The 16450-nt window shown below is 74.1% G+C and carries 13 protein-coding genes; 6 read left to right on the top strand and 7 right to left on the bottom strand.

The features are described from left to right. Positions 1-27: 27 nt before the first annotated feature. The 3 genes from hutU to hutH form a co-directional block, all read right to left on the bottom strand. Positions 28-1752 carry a urocanate hydratase gene (gene hutU / locus ACULK2_RS15535; protein WP_445969958.1) on the bottom strand — a complete coding sequence of 575 codons (1725 nt, stop codon included), beginning with the start codon at positions 1750-1752 and terminating at the stop codon, positions 28-30. A 257-nt stretch (positions 1753-2009) separates the two neighbouring features. Continuing rightward, complete coding sequence (locus ACULK2_RS15530; RefSeq protein ID WP_445969957.1) at positions 2010-3548, bottom strand: M23 family metallopeptidase; 1539 nt, start codon at positions 3546-3548, stop codon at positions 2010-2012. Positions 3549-3668: 120 nt separating this feature from the next. Continuing rightward, entirely contained in the window at positions 3669-5255 is a 1587-nt protein-coding gene (gene hutH / locus ACULK2_RS15525; protein ID WP_445969956.1) for a histidine ammonia-lyase, read from the bottom strand. A 131-nt stretch (positions 5256-5386) separates the two neighbouring features. Here hutH and ACULK2_RS15520 point away from each other — a divergent pair, with 131 nt between their 5' ends. Continuing rightward, positions 5387-6160, top strand: coding sequence for an IclR family transcriptional regulator (locus ACULK2_RS15520; RefSeq protein WP_445969955.1), 774 nt, complete (start codon positions 5387-5389; stop codon positions 6158-6160). Positions 6161-6227: 67 nt separating this feature from the next. On the opposite strand, the gene ACULK2_RS15515 is transcribed toward ACULK2_RS15520, so the two are convergent. The 4 genes from ACULK2_RS15515 to ACULK2_RS15500 all read right to left on the bottom strand — a co-directional run bounded on the left by ACULK2_RS15515 (position 6228) and on the right by ACULK2_RS15500 (position 9956). Then, positions 6228-6827, bottom strand: a complete 600-nt coding sequence (locus ACULK2_RS15515; protein WP_445969954.1) for an antibiotic biosynthesis monooxygenase — start codon at positions 6825-6827, stop codon at positions 6228-6230. A 54-nt stretch (positions 6828-6881) separates the two neighbouring features. Continuing rightward, positions 6882-7889 (bottom strand): alpha/beta hydrolase fold domain-containing protein, encoded by a 1008-nt coding sequence (locus tag ACULK2_RS15510; RefSeq protein ID WP_445969953.1) that lies wholly within the window; start codon positions 7887-7889, stop codon positions 6882-6884. 132 nt (positions 7890-8021) lie between these two features. Then, on the bottom strand, positions 8022-9275 hold the full coding sequence (locus ACULK2_RS15505) for a hypothetical protein (protein WP_445969952.1): 1254 nt from the start codon (positions 9273-9275) through the stop codon (positions 8022-8024). 153 nt (positions 9276-9428) lie between these two features. Further along, on the bottom strand, positions 9429-9956 hold the full coding sequence (locus tag ACULK2_RS15500) for a GNAT family N-acetyltransferase (RefSeq protein ID WP_445969951.1): 528 nt from the start codon (positions 9954-9956) through the stop codon (positions 9429-9431). A 291-nt stretch (positions 9957-10247) separates the two neighbouring features. Here ACULK2_RS15500 and ACULK2_RS15495 point away from each other — a divergent pair, with 291 nt between their 5' ends. The 5 genes from ACULK2_RS15495 (at position 10248) to ACULK2_RS15475 (ending at position 16437) form a co-directional block, all read left to right on the top strand. Further along, the gene (locus ACULK2_RS15495) at positions 10248-12434 is read left to right on the top strand and encodes a DEAD/DEAH box helicase (protein ID WP_445969950.1); all 2187 of its coding nucleotides are present in this window, start codon (positions 10248-10250) and stop codon (positions 12432-12434) included. Positions 12435-12640: 206 nt separating this feature from the next. After that, positions 12641-13381: a hypothetical protein gene (locus tag ACULK2_RS15490; protein ID WP_445969949.1), complete on the top strand. Its 741-nt coding sequence runs from the start codon at positions 12641-12643 to the stop codon at positions 13379-13381. Positions 13382-13550: 169 nt separating this feature from the next. Next, positions 13551-14753 (top strand): acetyl-CoA C-acyltransferase, encoded by a 1203-nt coding sequence (locus tag ACULK2_RS15485; RefSeq protein ID WP_445969948.1) that lies wholly within the window; start codon positions 13551-13553, stop codon positions 14751-14753. Continuing rightward, entirely contained in the window at positions 14750-15568 is an 819-nt protein-coding gene (locus ACULK2_RS15480) for an enoyl-CoA hydratase/isomerase family protein (protein ID WP_445969947.1), read from the top strand. Before ACULK2_RS15485 ends, ACULK2_RS15480 begins: the two co-directional genes overlap by 4 nt. Then, complete coding sequence (locus ACULK2_RS15475; protein ID WP_445969946.1) at positions 15565-16437, top strand: 3-hydroxyacyl-CoA dehydrogenase family protein; 873 nt, start codon at positions 15565-15567, stop codon at positions 16435-16437. The genes ACULK2_RS15480 and ACULK2_RS15475 overlap by 4 nt, the downstream gene beginning before the upstream one ends. Positions 16438-16450 lie beyond the last annotated feature (13 nt).

The raw sequence follows: 16450 nt of genomic DNA, 5'->3' as shown, positions 1-16450 counted from the left end.
TTGCGGCGCCGGCCCCGGCCCGACTGCTCATGCCTCCATCATGGGCACGTTCAGCCCGCGCTCGCGCGCGACCTCTACGGCGCGGTCGTAGCCCGCGTCGACGTGGCGCATCACGCCGGTGCCCGGATCGTTCACGAGCACGCGCGCGATCTTCTCCGCCGCGAGATCGGTGCCGTCGGCGACGACGACCTGTCCCGCGTGGATCGACCGGCCGATGCCCACGCCGCCGCCGTGGTGGATCGACACCCAGGTCGCGCCCGACGCGGTGTTCAGCAGCGCGTTGAGCAGCGGCCAGTCGGCGATCGCGTCGGACCCGTCGGCCATCGACTCGGTCTCGCGGTACGGCGACGCGACCGAACCCGAGTCGAGGTGGTCGCGGCCGATCGCGACGGGCGCGGACAGCTCGCCCGAGGCGACCATCTCGTTGAACTTCAGTCCCGCGAGGTGCCGCTCCTGGTAGCCGAGCCAGCAGATGCGGGCCGGGAGGCCCTCGAAGTGGACCTTCTCGCCGGCCTGCGCGATCCAGCGCGCGAGCCCGGCGTCGTCAGGGAACAGTTCCATCACGGCGCGGTCGGTCTTCGCGATGTCCTCCGGGTCCCCCGAGAGCGCGGCCCACCGGAACGGGCCGCGACCCTCGGCGAACTGCGGCCGGATGTACGCCGGGACGAACCCGGGGAACTCGAAGGCACGGTCGAAGCCCCCGAGCTCCGCCTCGGCGCGGATCGAGTTGCCGTAGTCGAACACCTCGGCGCCGGCATCCTGGAAGCCGACCATCGCGGCGACGTGCTTGGCCATGCTGCCGCGGGCGCGGGCGGTGAAGCCCTCCGGGTCGCGCTCGGCCTCGGCGTGCCAGTCCTCGAAGGCGACGCCGACCGGGAGGTAGGAGAGCGGGTCGTGGGCGCTCGTCTGGTCCGTCACGATGTCGACGTGCAGGTCGCCCGCCTGATGGCGGAGCAGCAGCTCGCCGAACACCACCGCGGCGTTGCCGACGACGCCGACCGATCGGGCCACGCCGGCGTCCTTCGCCTCGACGACCCGGGCGATCGCGGCGTCGAGATCGGCGGCGACCTCGTCGAGGTAGCCATGCTCGACGCGACGACGGAGCCGCGTCTCGTCGACGTCGACGATGAGCACGGCGCCGCCGTTCATGGTCACCGCGAGCGGCTGCGCGCCGCCCATGCCGCCGCAGCCCGCCGTGAGCGTGAGCGTGCCCGCGAGCGTCGCGGTCGCGGCATCCGCCCCTCGCTTCTCGGCGAGCGACCGCGCCACTGCCGCGAACGTCTCGTAGGTGCCCTGCAGGATGCCCTGCGTGCCGATGTAGATCCATGAGCCGGCCGTCATCTGGCCGTACATCGTGAGGCCGAGCTGCTCGAGCCGGCGGAACTCGGGCCACGTCGCCCAGTCGCCGACGAGGTTCGAGTTCGCGATGAGCACGCGCGGTGCCCACTCGTGGGTGCGGAAGACGCCGACGGGCTTGCCCGACTGGACGAGCAGCGTCTCGTCGGACTCGAGGCCCTCGAGCGTGCGGACGATCGCGTCGAACGCCTCCCAGTTGCGGGCGGCCTTGCCGGTGCCGCCGTAGACGATGAGCTCCTCGGGGCGCTCGGCGACCTCGGGGTCGAGGTTGTTCATGAGCATGCGCAGCGGCGCCTCGGTCTGCCAGCTCTTCGCGCTGAGCTCGGTGCCGCGCGCGGCGCGGACGGTGCGGGGGCCGGCGACGGCGTCGGCCTCGGTGGGTGCGGCGGTGGTCATGTTCCGATCCCACACCCTCGGCGGCCGGTCGACAACGGATGCCGCGGGGCTCGCGTCCGGGATACCGGACTGGACGACCGGTGGGAGGTCGTGCCCGTGGCGGAGCAGCTGACGAGGAACGGTGCGCGAGCGGGGGGATGCGCGAGCGGGGGATGCGCGGGCGGGGGACGCGCGGGCGGTGGACGCGCGGGACGTCGATACGCGTGAGGGCGACGCGTGGGAGCTCGAGGCTCCGGCGCCGTGCGACGGGACCTCGTTCAGCCGAGGCTGACGCCGCGCGCGGCCATGAACGGGATCGCGTCGGTCGCGGTGCCGTCGAGCCGCACCTCGAAGTGCAGGTGGCACCCGGTGGAGGCGCCCGTGCTGCCGACCGCGCCGATGAGGTCGCCGGCGGCGACGACCTGACCCTCGGCGACGAGGATGCCGCCGTCTCGGAGGTGCGCGTAGCCCGTCGTGACGCCGTCGCCGTGGTCGATGAGGACCCAGTTGCCGTAGGTGCCGTTCGGGCCGGCCGCGACCACGACGCCGTCGGTCGCGGCGAAGACGCCGGTTCCGCACTGCGCGGCGACGTCGGTGCCGCGGTGGAACTCGTTCACGCCGGGGAGCGGCTTGTCGGGCCGAGGCCCGAAACCGTCGGAGACAGACCCGAAGACCGGCGACGCCCACCCCTGGTCGCTCAGCTGCCCGCCGTCGACCGGGATGTTCGCGAAGGTCGAGATCACGTCGGAGGAGGCGAGCCGCGTCTGCGCGCCGTTCAGCGCGGCGCGCGCGGCGGCGACGACGCCCTCGGCGACGACGACGTCGTTCTCGAACCGGTCGATCGGGATGGCGTCGACCGCCTCCCACGCGGCGGCCGCGCGATCCTCGGCCGCGGTCGCGTCGGCGTCGCGGCGCTCGGCGATCGCCCGCAGGCGCTCGGAGTCGCCGGCCAGCTTCTGCACGCGGTCCATGCCGGCGAGGCCGGCGAGCAGGTCCTTGCCCGAACCCATCGCGGCGGCCATCGACCGCATCGCGGCGCCGTCGCCCTCGACCGCGTCGAGGTAGACGCTCGCGGCCGTCTCGGCGGTGTGCCGGGCGTCGGCCGCCTGCTCATCGAGACGCTCGGCGACGGCGCGGGCGACGGCCCGCGTGCTCCGGGCGGACGCCAGCGCGGACTCGGCGCTGCGCAGTTCGGTCATCGCGCGGTCGAGCTTCGTCCGCAAACCGGCGAGCGATGCGGTTCGCGAGTCGGCGGTGCCGACCGTGGTCACCTGGACCATCTGCGCGACGGGTCCGTCGCCGACGAGCACGAACGGTGCCGAGACGCCGGGCGCGTACGGCGTGGACGTGGGCGTCGGGCTCGGAGTCGGCGTCGGGGTGGGCGTCGGCGTCGGCGTGGGAGTCGGCGTCGGGGTGGGAGTCGGCGTCGGCGTCGGGGTCGGGGTCGGCTCGGGAGTCGGCGTCGGCTCAGGTGTGGGCGTGGGCGTGGGCGTCGGCTCGGGAGTCGGAGTCGGAGTCGGAGTCGGCTCGGGCGAGGGCTCGGTCGCCGGCTCCTCGGTCGCCGGCGGATCGGTCGGCTCGGTGTCGTCGGAGGTGGTGGCATCCGGCGTCGGCTCGGCAGTCGGCTCGGACGTCGCGGTCGTGGCCTCGGCCTCGGTCGAGACGGAGCCCGTGCCGATCTCCTCGGCACCCGCGGGGGCGATGGCGGACATGCCGAACAGCAGGCCACCGGCGATCGCTGCGACCGCGGCGGGGCACCTCCGGGCGGGCCTCGCTCGGAACGGGTCTCGCTCGTCGACGTCTCGGGTGTGGAACATAGGGCTTCCTGGGCCGGCAACCGCGCCGGCACCCCCCAAGTCTGCCCTGTTCCCCGAACTGCGCACAAGCACCGGATCGGCCGGGGTGGTCCCCCGTTCGGGGCGCAGCGTGCGGACGCGTCAGGCGACGGCCACGACGTCCGAGGCGCGACGCAGGACGTCGCCCCCGCGGACCGCCGCGACGACGCGCTCGATCTCCGGCGACAGGAAGCGGTCCTCGCCGGGAACGGCGCCGCTCGCCGCGACGAGCTCGACGACCGCGGCGGTCGCGGCACCCGGCTCGAGCGGAGCCCGGAGCGCGAGGCCACGGGCGGCCGTCATGACCTCGATCGCGACGACCCTCGCGAGGCCGTCGAGGGCACGACGGAGCTTCCGTGCGGCCGCCCAGCCCATCGAGACGTGATCCTCCTGCATGGCCGACGACGGGATCGAGTCGACCGAGGCGGGAACCGCGAGGCGCTTGAGCTCCGAGACGATCCCGGCCGCGGTGTACTGCGCGATCATCAGACCGGAGTCCACCCCGACCTCATGGGCGAGGAACGGCGGCAGCCCGTGGTTGCGGGCCTGGTCGAGGAACCGGTCGGTGCGCCGCTCGCTCATCGACGCGACATCCGCCACCGCGATCGCGAGGAAGTCGAGCACGTAGGCGACGGGCGCGCCGTGGAAGTTGCCGTTCGACTCGACGCGGCCGTCGGGCGTGAGCACGGGGTTGTCGACCGCGCTCGCGAGCTCGGCCTCGGCGACGGATGCCGCGTGCGCGAGCGTGTCGCGTGCGGCGCCGTGCACCTGCGGCGCGCAGCGCAGCGAGTACGCGTCCTGCACGCGCGTGCACTCCGGTCCCTTGTGGCTCGCGACGATCGGCGAACCTGCGAGCAGGTTGCGGAGGTTCGCGGCCGAGACGGCTTGTCCGCGCTGCGGCCGGAGCGCGTGGAGGTCGGCCGCGAAGACCGCGTCGGTTCCCAGGAGCCCCTCGACGCTCATCGCGGCGGCGATGTCGGCGGTGGCGAGCAGCGACTGCAGGTCGTGGATGGCGAGCGCCAGCATCCCGAGCATGCCGTCGGTGCCGTTGATCAGGGCGAGGCCCTCCTTCTCGCCGAGCTGCAGCGGCGTGATGCCGGCGGCGGCGAGGGCGGAGGCGGCATCCGCGACGCCCGCGCCTCCGTCGGTCGAGCCCATCGCGACGCGCACCTCGCCCTCGCCCATGGCGACGAGCGCGCAGTGCGCGAGCGGTGCGAGGTCGCCCGAGCAGCCGAGCGAGCCGTACTCGCGGACGACGGGGGTGATGCCCGCGTTGAGGATGGCGGCGTAGGTCTCCGCGGTCTCTCGGCGCACGCCCGTGCGGCCGGTCATGAGCGTCGAGAGGCGCAGCAGCATGAGCGCCCGCACGACCTCGCGCTCGACCTCGGGGCCGGAGCCCGCGGCGTGCGATCGGACCAGGCTCGCCTGCAGCTGCGCGCGGCGGTCCTCCGCGATGAACGTCGTCGCGAGTGCGCCGAAGCCCGTCGAGATGCCGTAGTGCGGCTGCGGGTCGGCGGCCAGGTCCTCGATGATCGAGCGGCTCGCGGCGACCGCGTCGAGCGCGGCCGGGTCGAGCTCGACGACCGCGTCGTGGCGGGCGACGGCGACGACGTCGTCGATCGAGAGCGGTCCGGTGCCGACGGTGACGGATGCCGCGGTGCGGGCGGCGGCGGGCGCGATGGTGCTCATGGTCCGATTCCACACGGTCCGCGTGCGTGCCGGAACACGGGGGAGTACGCTGCCGTCCGGGATACCGGACGGGTGTCGCCGAGACGGCGGCCGGGCCGGACCCGAGCGCAGCTGAGGGAAGGAGCCCGCGGATGTCGGACGCGTCGAAGGTGCCCGCCGCCGACCAGGTGCTGCGGATGCTCAGCCACCTCGCAGCGCAACGCGGGCCGGTGCCGGCCGCGTCGATCGCGACCGCGCTCGGGCTGCCGCGCTCGACGACGTACCACCTGCTCGGCGTGCTGCAGGAGCGCGGCTTCGTCGTGCACCTGCCCGAGGAGCGCCGCTACGGCCTCGGCGTCGCCGCGTTCGAGCTGTCGAGCGGGTTCAGCCGCCAGCAGCCGCTCACCCGCCTCGGCCGCCCCCTGGTCGCCGCGCTCGTCGACCGGCTCGGCGAGTCCGGCCACCTCGCGGTCCTGCACGGACGCGACGTGCTCTACCTCGTCGAGGAGCGCGCGCCGCGGCGGCCCTCGCTCGTATCCGACGTCGGCGTGCGACTGCCCGCTCACCTCACCGCCTCGGGCCGGGCGATGCTGCAGGCGCTGCCGCCCGCGCAGCTCCGCGCGCTCTACCCCGACCGGGCCGCATTCGCGGACCTGCCCTCGACGACGGAGGCCGCGCCGTGGACGTACTCGCGGCTGAAGTCGGTGCTCGCCGAGGCCCGGACGACGGGCGTCGCGAGCGAGCACGGCGAGGTCACGCGCGGGCTCGCCTCCGTCGGCGCACCGGTGCTCGACCACCTCGGATGGCCCGCCGCGGCGATCGCCGTCACCTTCGCGGAGGATGCGCCCGCCGAGCTCGTCGAGGCGGCGACCGCGGGGGTGCAGGATGCCGCGGCGACGCTGTCGCGGCGGATCGGGGCGCGCTGAGCGGGGCGCGCTGAGCGGCGCGCTGAGCGGGGCCCGGCTTCGGCGTCGAGTCGGTCGGCGACCCCGATCAGCCCGCCCGCGACGGGACCAGCCAGCCCCGCAGCATCCGGGTCACCCGGGGCAGCACCCAGTAGGTCATGATCGGCGTGAGCACGAGGGTCGTGATGAGCACCCGGAGTGCGAGCGGGACGTCCTCCCACCACGGCGCGAACGCGATGAGCAGCGAGAAGGCGAGGTTCACCGGGAAGAAGCCGAGCCAGATGCTCACGGCCTGCTTCCACCGCGGCGGTGCGGGCGGCAGTGCCGGATCCCCCTGCCCCGGGGCATCCGTCACCGCCGGCACCGACCCCGTCGCCGGATCGTCGAACCAGCCCTCGATGCCCGTGCGGCGCTTCGCGCGCTCGGCGCGAACGAAGTCGCGACCCATCTCGAGCCACCACGTGCGCTCGGGCGAGCGCTCCCACGCCTCGAGGGTCTCCTCGTTCGCGAAGCGGTAGAGCATGTGCCACACGTCGGAGTCCTCGCCGGCGCGCACCCACCCCGAGCCGAGGAAGCCCGGGTAGCGGTTGGCGAGGTTCACGCCGGTCTGCACCCAGACCGTCGCCTCGGCGATGCGGGCGGGGTCGACCTCGCGGCGGATCGACACGGTGATCGGTTCGGCGGCCATGCCTCCATCACAGCGCATGCGCGTGTCGGGGAGGTTGCCGTCGAGGGTCCCGGGTCAGCCGAGGTGCGCGTGCAGGAAGGCCGCGACCCTCTCGCGGAGCGCCTCGTCGAGGATGCCGATCGAGTGCGCATCGCCCGGCACGACCGCGAGCTCGACCTCGACCGCCGACGCGCCGAGGGTGTCGGCCAGGCGCTGCGACTGCGCGAGCGGGATGATCTCGGACTCGGCGTGCCCGATGAAGAACGGCGGGTCGGTCGGGTCCACCCACGCCGTCGGGGACGCGTCGATCGCCTGCGGGCAGGATTCGTCGGGCATGCCCGGCTCGCAGGCGAGGAAGTCGCCGACGATGCCGCGGAACCAGTCGGACGCGGCGTCCGCATCGAGCTCGGGCAGGCCGAGGCCAACCGGGCCCGACAGCTCGGCGACCGCGGCCACGCGCGACCCGACGTCGAGCGGCCCTTCGCCGAGCGTGCCGAGGAGTGCGGCGAGGTGCCCGCCGGCCGAGCCGCCGAACACGCCGATGCGAGCCGGGTCGACGTCGAACCGAGCGAGCTGCCCGGGCTCGCGCAGCCACGCGACGGCGGCGGCGACGTCCTCGATCTGCGCCGGGTGCACCGCGTCGGGCACGAGCCGGTAGTTGACGGATGCCGCGACGAAGCCCTCGCTCGCGAGCCACAGGCAGACGTTCCGCCAGTCGGCGTTCGCCTTGTCGCCGCGCGCCCAACTGCCGCCGTGCACCGAGACGACGGCCGCGCTCGTGCCCGCGATGGCCGATGCGGCGGGGCGGCAGACGTCGAGGGTCAGGATCGTGCCGTCCTCCGCCACCGCGTACTCGAGGTCGGTGTCGACGCGAAGGTCGGCCGGAGCCTCGAAGGTGCGGATGCCGATGATCTCGTTGCCCGCGACCTCGCTCGAGGCCTGCCGCGCGTTCGGGTCGAGCTCGCGGAGCGGCTGGTGGAACGCGGAGGCCACGGCGGCGACCGCGAGCGCTGCGCTCACGGCGAGGGCGATCCGCACGGACCGGCGACGCCGGCTGCCGCGGATGCCGGAGAGTCGGGTCATGGGTGGGGGCTCCGGGTCGGGGGTGAGGTGATGCTACCTCACGACCGTCGTGGCACGGACACCGGACCGAACGGTGTCAACGCGCTCGCGTTCCGGCGGCGCGTTCCGTTCGTGCGTTCCGTTCGTGATCGATCAGTCCATCGGCTCGCCCGTTGCGGGATCGATGAGCACGGCGGCGTCCTCGTACGGGGCGCCGAGCAGGACGAGGACGCGGATCCGGCGCTCGCCGGAGTCGTCCGCGACGGGCGAGCGCTCGACCGACACGATCACCGAATCGGGGTCGGCGATGCCCGCGACCTGCTGCGCGGTGTCGATGAACTCCGGGATCCGCGAGAAGTCGACGTCGTCGACGTCGAAGAGCGCGGCGGCCGGGTCCTCGGGCTGGATCGGCTCCGGGTCGCCGTGCGAGGTGCGGTCCCAGCGGTACTCGTAGCCGTCGATCGTGAGCGCGCCCGGCGAGCTCGGCGCGGAGGCGAGCGCGTAGTCGGCGTAGAACCCGATGCGCACGAACTCCGTTCCGCCGGTCTCGAGCGCGAGCGCGTCGACGATCTCCCGGTGCCGGTCGCCGAGCACGACGCCGGCGGTCGACAGGTCGCCCGAGGCGACGGCGCGGGTGAGCCGGCCGATCGAGTCGAACGCCGGCACGAGCACTGCGACGGCCGCGGCGACGACCACGAGGGCGAGGAGGGCGGTGCGCCACGGGCGCGGGGCGCCCGAGCGCGATGCGGCCACGGATGCCGGCGGGGTGCCGCTTCCCGAAGCGGGACGACCCGTGCGTGCGCCCGTGCCACCGCCCGTGCCACCGCCCGTGCCACTGCCCGGGCTCGTGCCACCGCCGTCCGCCGGATCGCTCCACCTCGGCGCGTCCGCGGCCAGGGGCACGGTGCGCTCGCTGCCGCTGCGCAGCCGCTCGGCGTCGCGCAGGCGCGCCCAGTCGGGCTGGGGCGCGAGATCGAGGACGACGCCGGGCGCCGCGGCGTCCGGTCGGCGCACCACGATGATCGAACCGGGCTGGAGGTCGTCGAGGTCCGACGGCGCGACCGTCGCCCGGAGGGACGTGGCGTAGGCGGCTCGGTCGAGCGGTGCGACGGTCAGCTCGAGGTCGACGGGCGAGGGTGCACCGGATGCCGCGGTGCGCCGCTGCATCCGCTCGACCCGCGCGAGCGCCGGATCGCCCGCCGGCGACGCTGCGGCGGAGGCCCCGGCGCGGCCCGTCTCGCGGAACGACCGGCTCGCGCTCCGGAGACCGGCGAACACGGCGGCGACGATCGAGATCGGCAGCGCGAACGACCAGGCGATGACGTAGCGCGGATCGCCGGTCGCGATCGCGCCGATCACGCCGCCGATCGTGACGCCGGCCGCGACCGCGGCGAGCAGGGCGAGCATGCGGGGACCTCCCGGTTCTGGTGCGATCAGCATGCCCGGTCGGGCCCGCCCGGCGCACCCACCCGATCGGAGGGCATGCGGGCGGGTCGTCGTCGCAGCTCGTCGATCGCCGACCGGGGGGCTTCCCGACGGAGGAGCCCTCTCCGGCGCGCGCTACTCGCCGACGGCGAGCGGACGGTCGTCGAGGAGGTCGGCGCCGAAGCCGACGAGCGACTTGGCCATGCAGATGCTCGCGGGCACGCCGACGTACCGTCCGAACGGCTCGACCCGCCGGTACCCGTGCTTGGCGTAGAGCGCCTGTGCGGGAAGGTGCTGGGTGCCGGTCTGCAGCACCAGTTCGCGGATGCCGCGGGCGCAGGCATCCGTCTCGACGTGCTGGAGCAGCAGGCCCGCGACGCCGGTGCCGCGCGCGGACTCGTCGACGTACATGCGGGCGATCTCGGCCCGACCGGGTCCGTGCCCGTCGTCCTCGATCAGCGCGACCATGCCGACCGCGGTGCCGTCGCCGTCACGGGCGACGAAGACGCTGACCCCCGGTCGCGCGAGTTCCGCCGCGTCGAGCTGGACGCACCCGGCTCCGGCGGGATAGAGCCCGCGGGCGTAGGAGGAGCCCGCCTCGAGCAGGCGCGCGATGCCGGCCGCGTGCGGCGGCTCGACGGAGATCGACGGCGGTGTGGTCACGACGAGAGCGTACGTCAGGTGCGTTACCGCTCCGTTACGTTCCCGTGGCGGAATGCGACCGTGCGGCGGATTCACAGGAGGGTGTCCGGTATCGTTGAACGGTCGGTTCTGGACACCGTGCGCGATGCACGGATGGGTTTGTGAGTCCTGAGGGCCGGTTCCCCGCGCAGTCCGCGCGTGGATAGTCACCGTATGTGAACGGCCCCGGTCGACGAAGCTCCCGGGTTCTCAGTCGTGCCGCGCTCGCGCGGCCGGTTGCCATGTACACGCAATGCAACCCAGGAAGCACCGATGCCCAAGAACAAGAAGCCCGCAGGCGGCCGCCCCGCCAAGAACTTCGACCCCTCGTATGCGAAGAGCTCGCGCCGCAGCACTCCGCGCGCCGGCGGCGCGCAGAAGCCCGGCTCGCGGAGCCCGGGCCACCGCGGCCACCGCCCCGAGGAGGCGGAAGCCCCCAAGGCTCGGTGGAGCCGCGAGGAGCGCGTCGCGAGCGGCCGGGCGCCGCATCGCGCCGAGCGCGCCGGACGCGATGAGCGCGCTTCCGATGGTCGGGGAGCACCGCGGAGCGGCTCGTACCGGGACCGTGACGACCGTCCTTCGCGTCCGCACGATCGCGCCGAGGGCCGCGCACGTTCGTACGATCGTCCGGAGCGCCCTGCGCGTTCGTTCGACCGGGACGACCGGGGCCCCCGCCGGTTCGACCGGGACGACCGCCCTGCGCGTTCGCACGATCGGGACGACCGGGGCCCCCGCCGGTTCGATCGCGAGGACCGCCCTGCGCGTTCGTTCGACCGCGACGGCCGCGCGCCCCGCCGATACGACCGGGAGGACCGCCCCGCTCGCTCGTACGACCGTTCCGAGCGCCCTGCGCGGTCGTTCGACGACGACCGCGGCCCCCGACGGTTCGACCGTGACGAGCGCGCCCCGCGCCGGTACGACCGTGACGAGCGTCCCGCTCGCTCGAAGGACCGCGACGACCGTGGCGCGCGTGCACACGACCGCGACGCGCGCCCTGCGCGGTCGTTCGACCGCGACGACCGTGGTCAGCGCCGCAGCCGCGAGTTCGACCGTCCCGGCTTCCGCGACTCCGAGCGCCGGCCCTCGTCGTTCTACCCGGCCGGTGCCCGAGGCCCGCAGAACGACCGTGCCGGCCGCTTCGGTCCGGCCGACGACGTCGTGCTCGAGCGCCTCGAGGCCGACGCCATCGTGGCCGAGGAGGTCGACGGCGTCCGCTTCGCCGACCTCGGCCTCGGCGGCAACATCGTCCGCGCGCTGAGCGACCTCGGCGCCGAGTCGCCGTTCCCGATCCAGGCCGCGACGATCCCCGTCGTGCTCGAGGGCCGTGACGTCCTCGGCCGCGGCCGCACCGGCTCGGGCAAGACGATCGCCTTCGGCGCCCCGACCGTCGAGCGGCTCATGCAGGACTGGGCGATCTCGGGCCGGTCCGGCGGCAAGCGCCAGATGGGCCGCAAGCCCCGTGCGCTGATCCTCGCCCCGACCCGCGAGCTCGCCCTGCAGATCGACCGCACCGTGCAGCCGATCGCGCAGAGCGTCGGACTCTTCACGACCCAGATCTACGGCGGCGTCCCGCAGGGCCGTCAGGTCGGCGCCCTCCAGCGCGGCGTCGACATCGTGATCGGCACGCCCGGCCGGATCGAGGACCTCATCGAGCAGGGCCGCCTCGACCTCTCGGAGGTCATGGTCACCGTGCTCGACGAGGCCGACCACATGTGCGACCTCGGGTTCCTCGAGCCGGTGCAGCGCATCCTCCGCCGCACGCCCGAGGGCAGCCAGCGGCTGCTCTTCTCCGCGACGCTCGACACCGGCGTGGCCGCGCTCGTCGACGAGTTCCTCGTGAACCCCGCGGTCCACGAGGTCGCCGGCGAGGACCAGGCCTCGAGCACGATCGAGCACCGCGTGTTCGTCATCGACAACCGCGACAAGCGCGACATCGTGGCCCGGCTCGCCGACCGCAACGGCAAGACGCTCGTCTTCTCGCGCACGCGCGCCTTCGCCGAGGACCTCACCCTGCATCTCGAGGACGCCGGCATCTTCGCCGTCGCCCTGCACGGCGACCTCAACCAGGCCAAGCGCACGCGCAACCTCCAGCAGCTGACCAGCGGCCGGGTCGACGTGCTCGTCGCGACGGATGTCGCGGCCCGCGGCATCCACGTCGACGACATCGACCTCGTCATCCAGGCCGACGCGCCCGACGAGTACAAGACGTACCTGCACCGCGCCGGCCGCACCGGCCGCGCCGGTCGCGAGGGCCGCGTCGTCACGCTGATCCCCCGGAACCGCCAGCGTCGCCTGTCCGAGCTGCTCGGCCGCGCCGAGATCGAGGTCGACTTCGAGGACGTGCGCCTCGGCGACGAGCTCCTCGCCGACCTCGGCCCGATCCGCACCGCGGCGCCCGCGGCCGACGCTGCGCCGACCGCCGAGGCGATCCCGGCCGCGGACGGCGAGCCGGTCGAGTAAGCGCGCCGCCCCCGCGGCATCCGCCTGCCCCCACCGCGCGAAGGCCCCGATCATCCGATCGGGGCCTTCGTGCGCTCGTGCGCCCGGAGCAGGCGCTCCCCTGCGTGCGGGACCAAAGGCGCGTGTCCGGCTCACCGCGACGCAGTAGCCTCGCGGCGACACGCCGAGGCGGCCCGCTGCGGCGGTCGGGATGAGGGGTTGGCAGCATGAGCGACGATCACGTGCCGAGCGGTGACCGGCCGACGAACGACGACCGGGTGCCGTCGGGCGACGGACCGGCGGGTCCCCCTCCGGCCGCCGGCCCCGGCCGCGGATGGTTCATCGGGTTCGGCGCCGCGATCGTGGTCCTCTCGTTCGTCGCGGCATTCCTGGGCGCGTGGCTCGCGCGCTCGGCCCAGACCGTCGAGGCCGAGCCGGCACCCACCGAGACCGCGGCGGCGGTGGACTACGAGGAGGCGCTCGAGGAGATCCTTCCCGCCGGTTCGGCAGTGCGCGCGGGTACCGGAGCTCCCGAATCGGGCAAGGGCTACGAAGGCGACGTGTACATCGACATCGCGAGCGCCGACCTCTACCTCTTCCAGGAGGACTGGGTGCTCGTCGGCAACATCCGCGAGGCGGCGGCCGAGAACCTGACCGGCGAGCAGGGCGAGCAGGGCGAGCAGGGCGAACAGGGCGAGCAGGGCGAGGCAGGCGAGCAGGGGGAGCAGGGCGAGCAGGGCGAGGCGGGCACGCAGGTCACGCTCGGTGTCGGTGCCCCCGACCAGGAGCGCTGCGAGGCCGACGGGGATCTCTACATCGACACCGAGTCGCTCGAGTTCTACGAATGCGCGTCGGGTGACTGGGTGCGCTTCGGGCCCGACGAGTCGTCGACGACGACACCGGAGCCGACGACGGGAGCGACCGCGGAACCCGGCCCGGTGGCGACCGAGGAGCCTGACGAGGGCTGAGGCCCGGGCCCGCCGCGTGGCGGGACGCGACGGCTCCGACTGGCGGATGTCGCGCCGGTTCGGCATACTTACTGACTGAACGGTCGGTTGTGAAAGCAACCGGACACGGATGACGCGGACGCCGCCCGGCAGCGTGCGACGGTCCCGACAACGCGGTCAGGAGCAGGACATGGCGGAGGCGTATCTCGTCGGCGGAGTGCGGACCCCGGTGGGTCGATACGGGGGAGCGCTCGCGAGCGTGCGACCCGACGACCTCGCGAGCCTCGTCGTCGGCGAGGCCATCCGCCGTGCCGGACTCGAGTTCGACGCGCTCGAGGAGGGCGCGATCGACGAGGTCATCCTCGGCGCCGCGAATCAGGCCGGCGAGGACAACCGGAACGTCGCCCGGATGTCGGTGCTGCTGGCCGGGCTGCCGGACTCGGTGCCGGGCATCACCGTGAACCGGCTCTGCGCGTCGGGCATGTCGGCCATCACCATGGCGGCGCAGGCGATCCGCGCGGGCGACGCCGACCTCATCGTCGCGGGCGGCGTCGAGTCGATGACCCGTGCGCCGTGGGTGCAGGCCAAGCCCGAGAGGCCGTGGGCCAAGCCCGGCGACGCCTACGACACGTCGATCGGCTGGCGCTTCCCGAACCCGAAGCTCCTCGCGCGCGCCAAGGCGACCTTCTCGATGCCCGAGACCGCCGAGGAGGTCGCGCGCATCGACGGCATCACGCGCGAGGACGCCGACGCGTTCGCCCTCCGCAGCCAGCAGCGCGCCGCCGCGGCCATCGACGCCGGCCGGTTCGAGGCCGAGATCGTCGGCGTGCCGACCGCGCGCGGCGACGTGCTCGTCGACGAGGGTCCGCGGAGGGACACCTCGCTCGAGGTGCTCGCGGGACTTCGCCCGGTCGTGAAGGGCGGCTCGGTCGTGACCGCCGGCAACTCGAGCTCGCTGAACGACGGCGCGAGCGCGATCGTCGTCGCGAGCGCGGCGGCCGTCGAGCGCTACGGCCTGACGCCGCGCGCCCGCGTCGTCGTCGGCACGTCGGCCGGGCTCGCGCCCGAGATCATGGGGCTCGGTCCCGTGCCCGCGACCGAGAAGGCGCTCGAGCGCTCGGGCATCTCGCTCGACGAGATCGGTTCGATCGAGCTCAACGAGGCGTTCGCGACCCAGTCGCTCGCGAGCATGCGACGGCTCGGACTCGACCCCGACCGGGTCAACGCCGACGGCGGCGCGATCGCACTGGGCCATCCGCTCGGGTCGTCGGGCGCGCGCCTCGTCGTGACGCTCCTCGGCCGCATGGAGCGCGAGGGCTCGCGCTACGGTCTCGCGACGATGTGCGTCGGGGTCGGCCAGGGCAGCGCGATGATCGTCGAGGGGGTGTCATGACCGACGTGCAGCGCGCCGACGACGGGCGCGTCGACCAGCGGACGAGCGAGCAGGGAGCGGATGCCGCGGCCGGGCCGCTCCTCGTCGAGCGCCGCGCCGACCGCGTCGTCGCGACCCTGAACCGGCCGGACAAGCGCAATGCGATCGACCAGGCCACGATCGACGCGATCCACGCACTGTGCGCGGAGCTCGAGGCCGAGCCGCGCCTGCTCATCATCACGGGCACCGACGGCGTCTTCGCCTCCGGCGCCGATATCGCGCAGATGCGCGAGCGCACCGCAGCCGACGCGCGTGCCGGCATCAACGCGAACGCGTTCATCCGGATCAACGAGCTGCCGATGCCCGTGATCGCCGCGGTCGACGGCTGGGCGCTCGGCGGCGGTGCCGAGCTCGCGTTCGCCGCCGACATCCGCATCGCCACGCCCGACGCGAAGTTCGGCAATCCCGAGACCGGCCTCGGCATCATCCCCGCCGCGGGCGCCACGTGGCGGCTGAAGGAGATCGTCGGCGCCGCGCGCGCCGCCGAACTGCTGCTCACCGGACGTATCGTCGACGCCGCCGAGGCGCTCTCGATCGGGCTGATCACGGCCGTGCACCCGACGGGCGACCTCCTCGCCGAGGCGCACGCGATCGCCGACCGCATCGCGAAGAACGACCCCGCCGCGACCATGGCGACCAAGCGCGTGCTGCGCGCACCGCGCGCCGACCACCCGCACGTCGACCTCGAGGAGCAGGCCGTGCTCTTCGACAGCCCCGAGAAGCACCGCCGCATGACCGAGTTCCTCGAGCGGCGATCGAAGAGGAGTGCCGGATGACCGAGTCCAGCGAGACCACCGCGCCCGAGCGGGTCGGCGTCCTCGGCGGGGGCCGCATGGGCGCGGGCATCGCGCACGCGTTCCTGCTGGCCGGGTCGCGGGTCGTCGTCGTCGAGCGCGATGCGGATGCCTCGGAGGCGGCCCGCACGCGCGTGCTCGACTCCGTCGCGGCATCCGTCGACCGCGGCACGACCGACGAGACCGCCGACGCGCTCGGCGCCCGGCTCGCCGTCGCGACCGACGTCGCCGAGTTCGCGGACGCCGACCTCGTCGTGGAGGCCGTCCCGGAGGACCTCGACCTGAAGGTCGACGCGCTGACCCGCGTCGAGGCGGTCCTGGGTGCGGACGCCGCACTCGCGTCGAACACGTCGTCGATCTCGATCGACGAGCTCGCCGGACGGCTCGATCGGCCCGAACGGTTCCTCGGCCTGCACTTCTTCAACCCCGTTCCCGCGTCGGCGCTCGTCGAGATCGTGCGCGGCTCGTCGACCGACGGCGCGCTCGTCGAGGAGGCCCGCGGCTGGGTGGAGGCGATCGGGAAGGCGCCGATCGTCGTGCACGATGCGCCGGGCTTCGCGTCGAGCCGGCTCGGCGTCGCGCTCGGGCTCGAGGCGATCCGCATGCTCGAGGAGGGCGTCGCCTCCGCCGAGGACATCGACGCCGCCATGGTGCTCGGCTACAAGCACCCGGTGGGTCCGCTGCGGCTCACCGACCTCGTCGGACTCGACGTCCGGCTCGGCATCGCCGAGTACCTGGCGGGCGAGCTCGGCGAGCGATTCGAACCGCCCGCGCTGCTGCGCCGCATGGTCGCCGAGGGCAAGCTCGGCCGCAAGACCGGCGAGGGCTTCCACCTGTGGGACGCGCAGTGACGCGCGTCGCCGC

Source organism: Agromyces molybdatiresistens, assembly GCF_052748445.2.
The sequence above is the reverse complement of the archived record's forward strand: the minus strand, read 5'-3'. Positions and strand labels throughout refer to the sequence as shown.

Coding starts and splice junctions, on each gene's coding strand:
- ACULK2_RS15475 (WP_445969946.1), top strand. CDS start 15,565: ATGACCGAGTCCAGCGAGACCACCGCGCCCGAGCGGGTCGGCGTCCTC.
- ACULK2_RS15515 (WP_445969954.1), bottom strand. CDS start 6,827: ATGGCCGCCGAACCGATCACCGTGTCGATCCGCCGCGAGGTCGACCCC.
- ACULK2_RS15480 (WP_445969947.1), top strand. CDS start 14,750: ATGACCGACGTGCAGCGCGCCGACGACGGGCGCGTCGACCAGCGGACG.
- ACULK2_RS15520 (WP_445969955.1), top strand. CDS start 5,387: ATGTCGGACGCGTCGAAGGTGCCCGCCGCCGACCAGGTGCTGCGGATG.
- ACULK2_RS15485 (WP_445969948.1), top strand. CDS start 13,551: ATGGCGGAGGCGTATCTCGTCGGCGGAGTGCGGACCCCGGTGGGTCGA.
- ACULK2_RS15505 (WP_445969952.1), bottom strand. CDS start 9,275: ATGCTCGCCCTGCTCGCCGCGGTCGCGGCCGGCGTCACGATCGGCGGC.
- ACULK2_RS15510 (WP_445969953.1), bottom strand. CDS start 7,889: ATGACCCGACTCTCCGGCATCCGCGGCAGCCGGCGTCGCCGGTCCGTG.
- ACULK2_RS15490 (WP_445969949.1), top strand. CDS start 12,641: ATGAGCGACGATCACGTGCCGAGCGGTGACCGGCCGACGAACGACGAC.
- ACULK2_RS15530 (WP_445969957.1), bottom strand. CDS start 3,548: ATGTTCCACACCCGAGACGTCGACGAGCGAGACCCGTTCCGAGCGAGG.
- ACULK2_RS15495 (WP_445969950.1), top strand. CDS start 10,248: ATGCCCAAGAACAAGAAGCCCGCAGGCGGCCGCCCCGCCAAGAACTTC.
- hutU (WP_445969958.1), bottom strand. CDS start 1,752: ATGACCACCGCCGCACCCACCGAGGCCGACGCCGTCGCCGGCCCCCGC.
- hutH (WP_445969956.1), bottom strand. CDS start 5,255: ATGAGCACCATCGCGCCCGCCGCCGCCCGCACCGCGGCATCCGTCACC.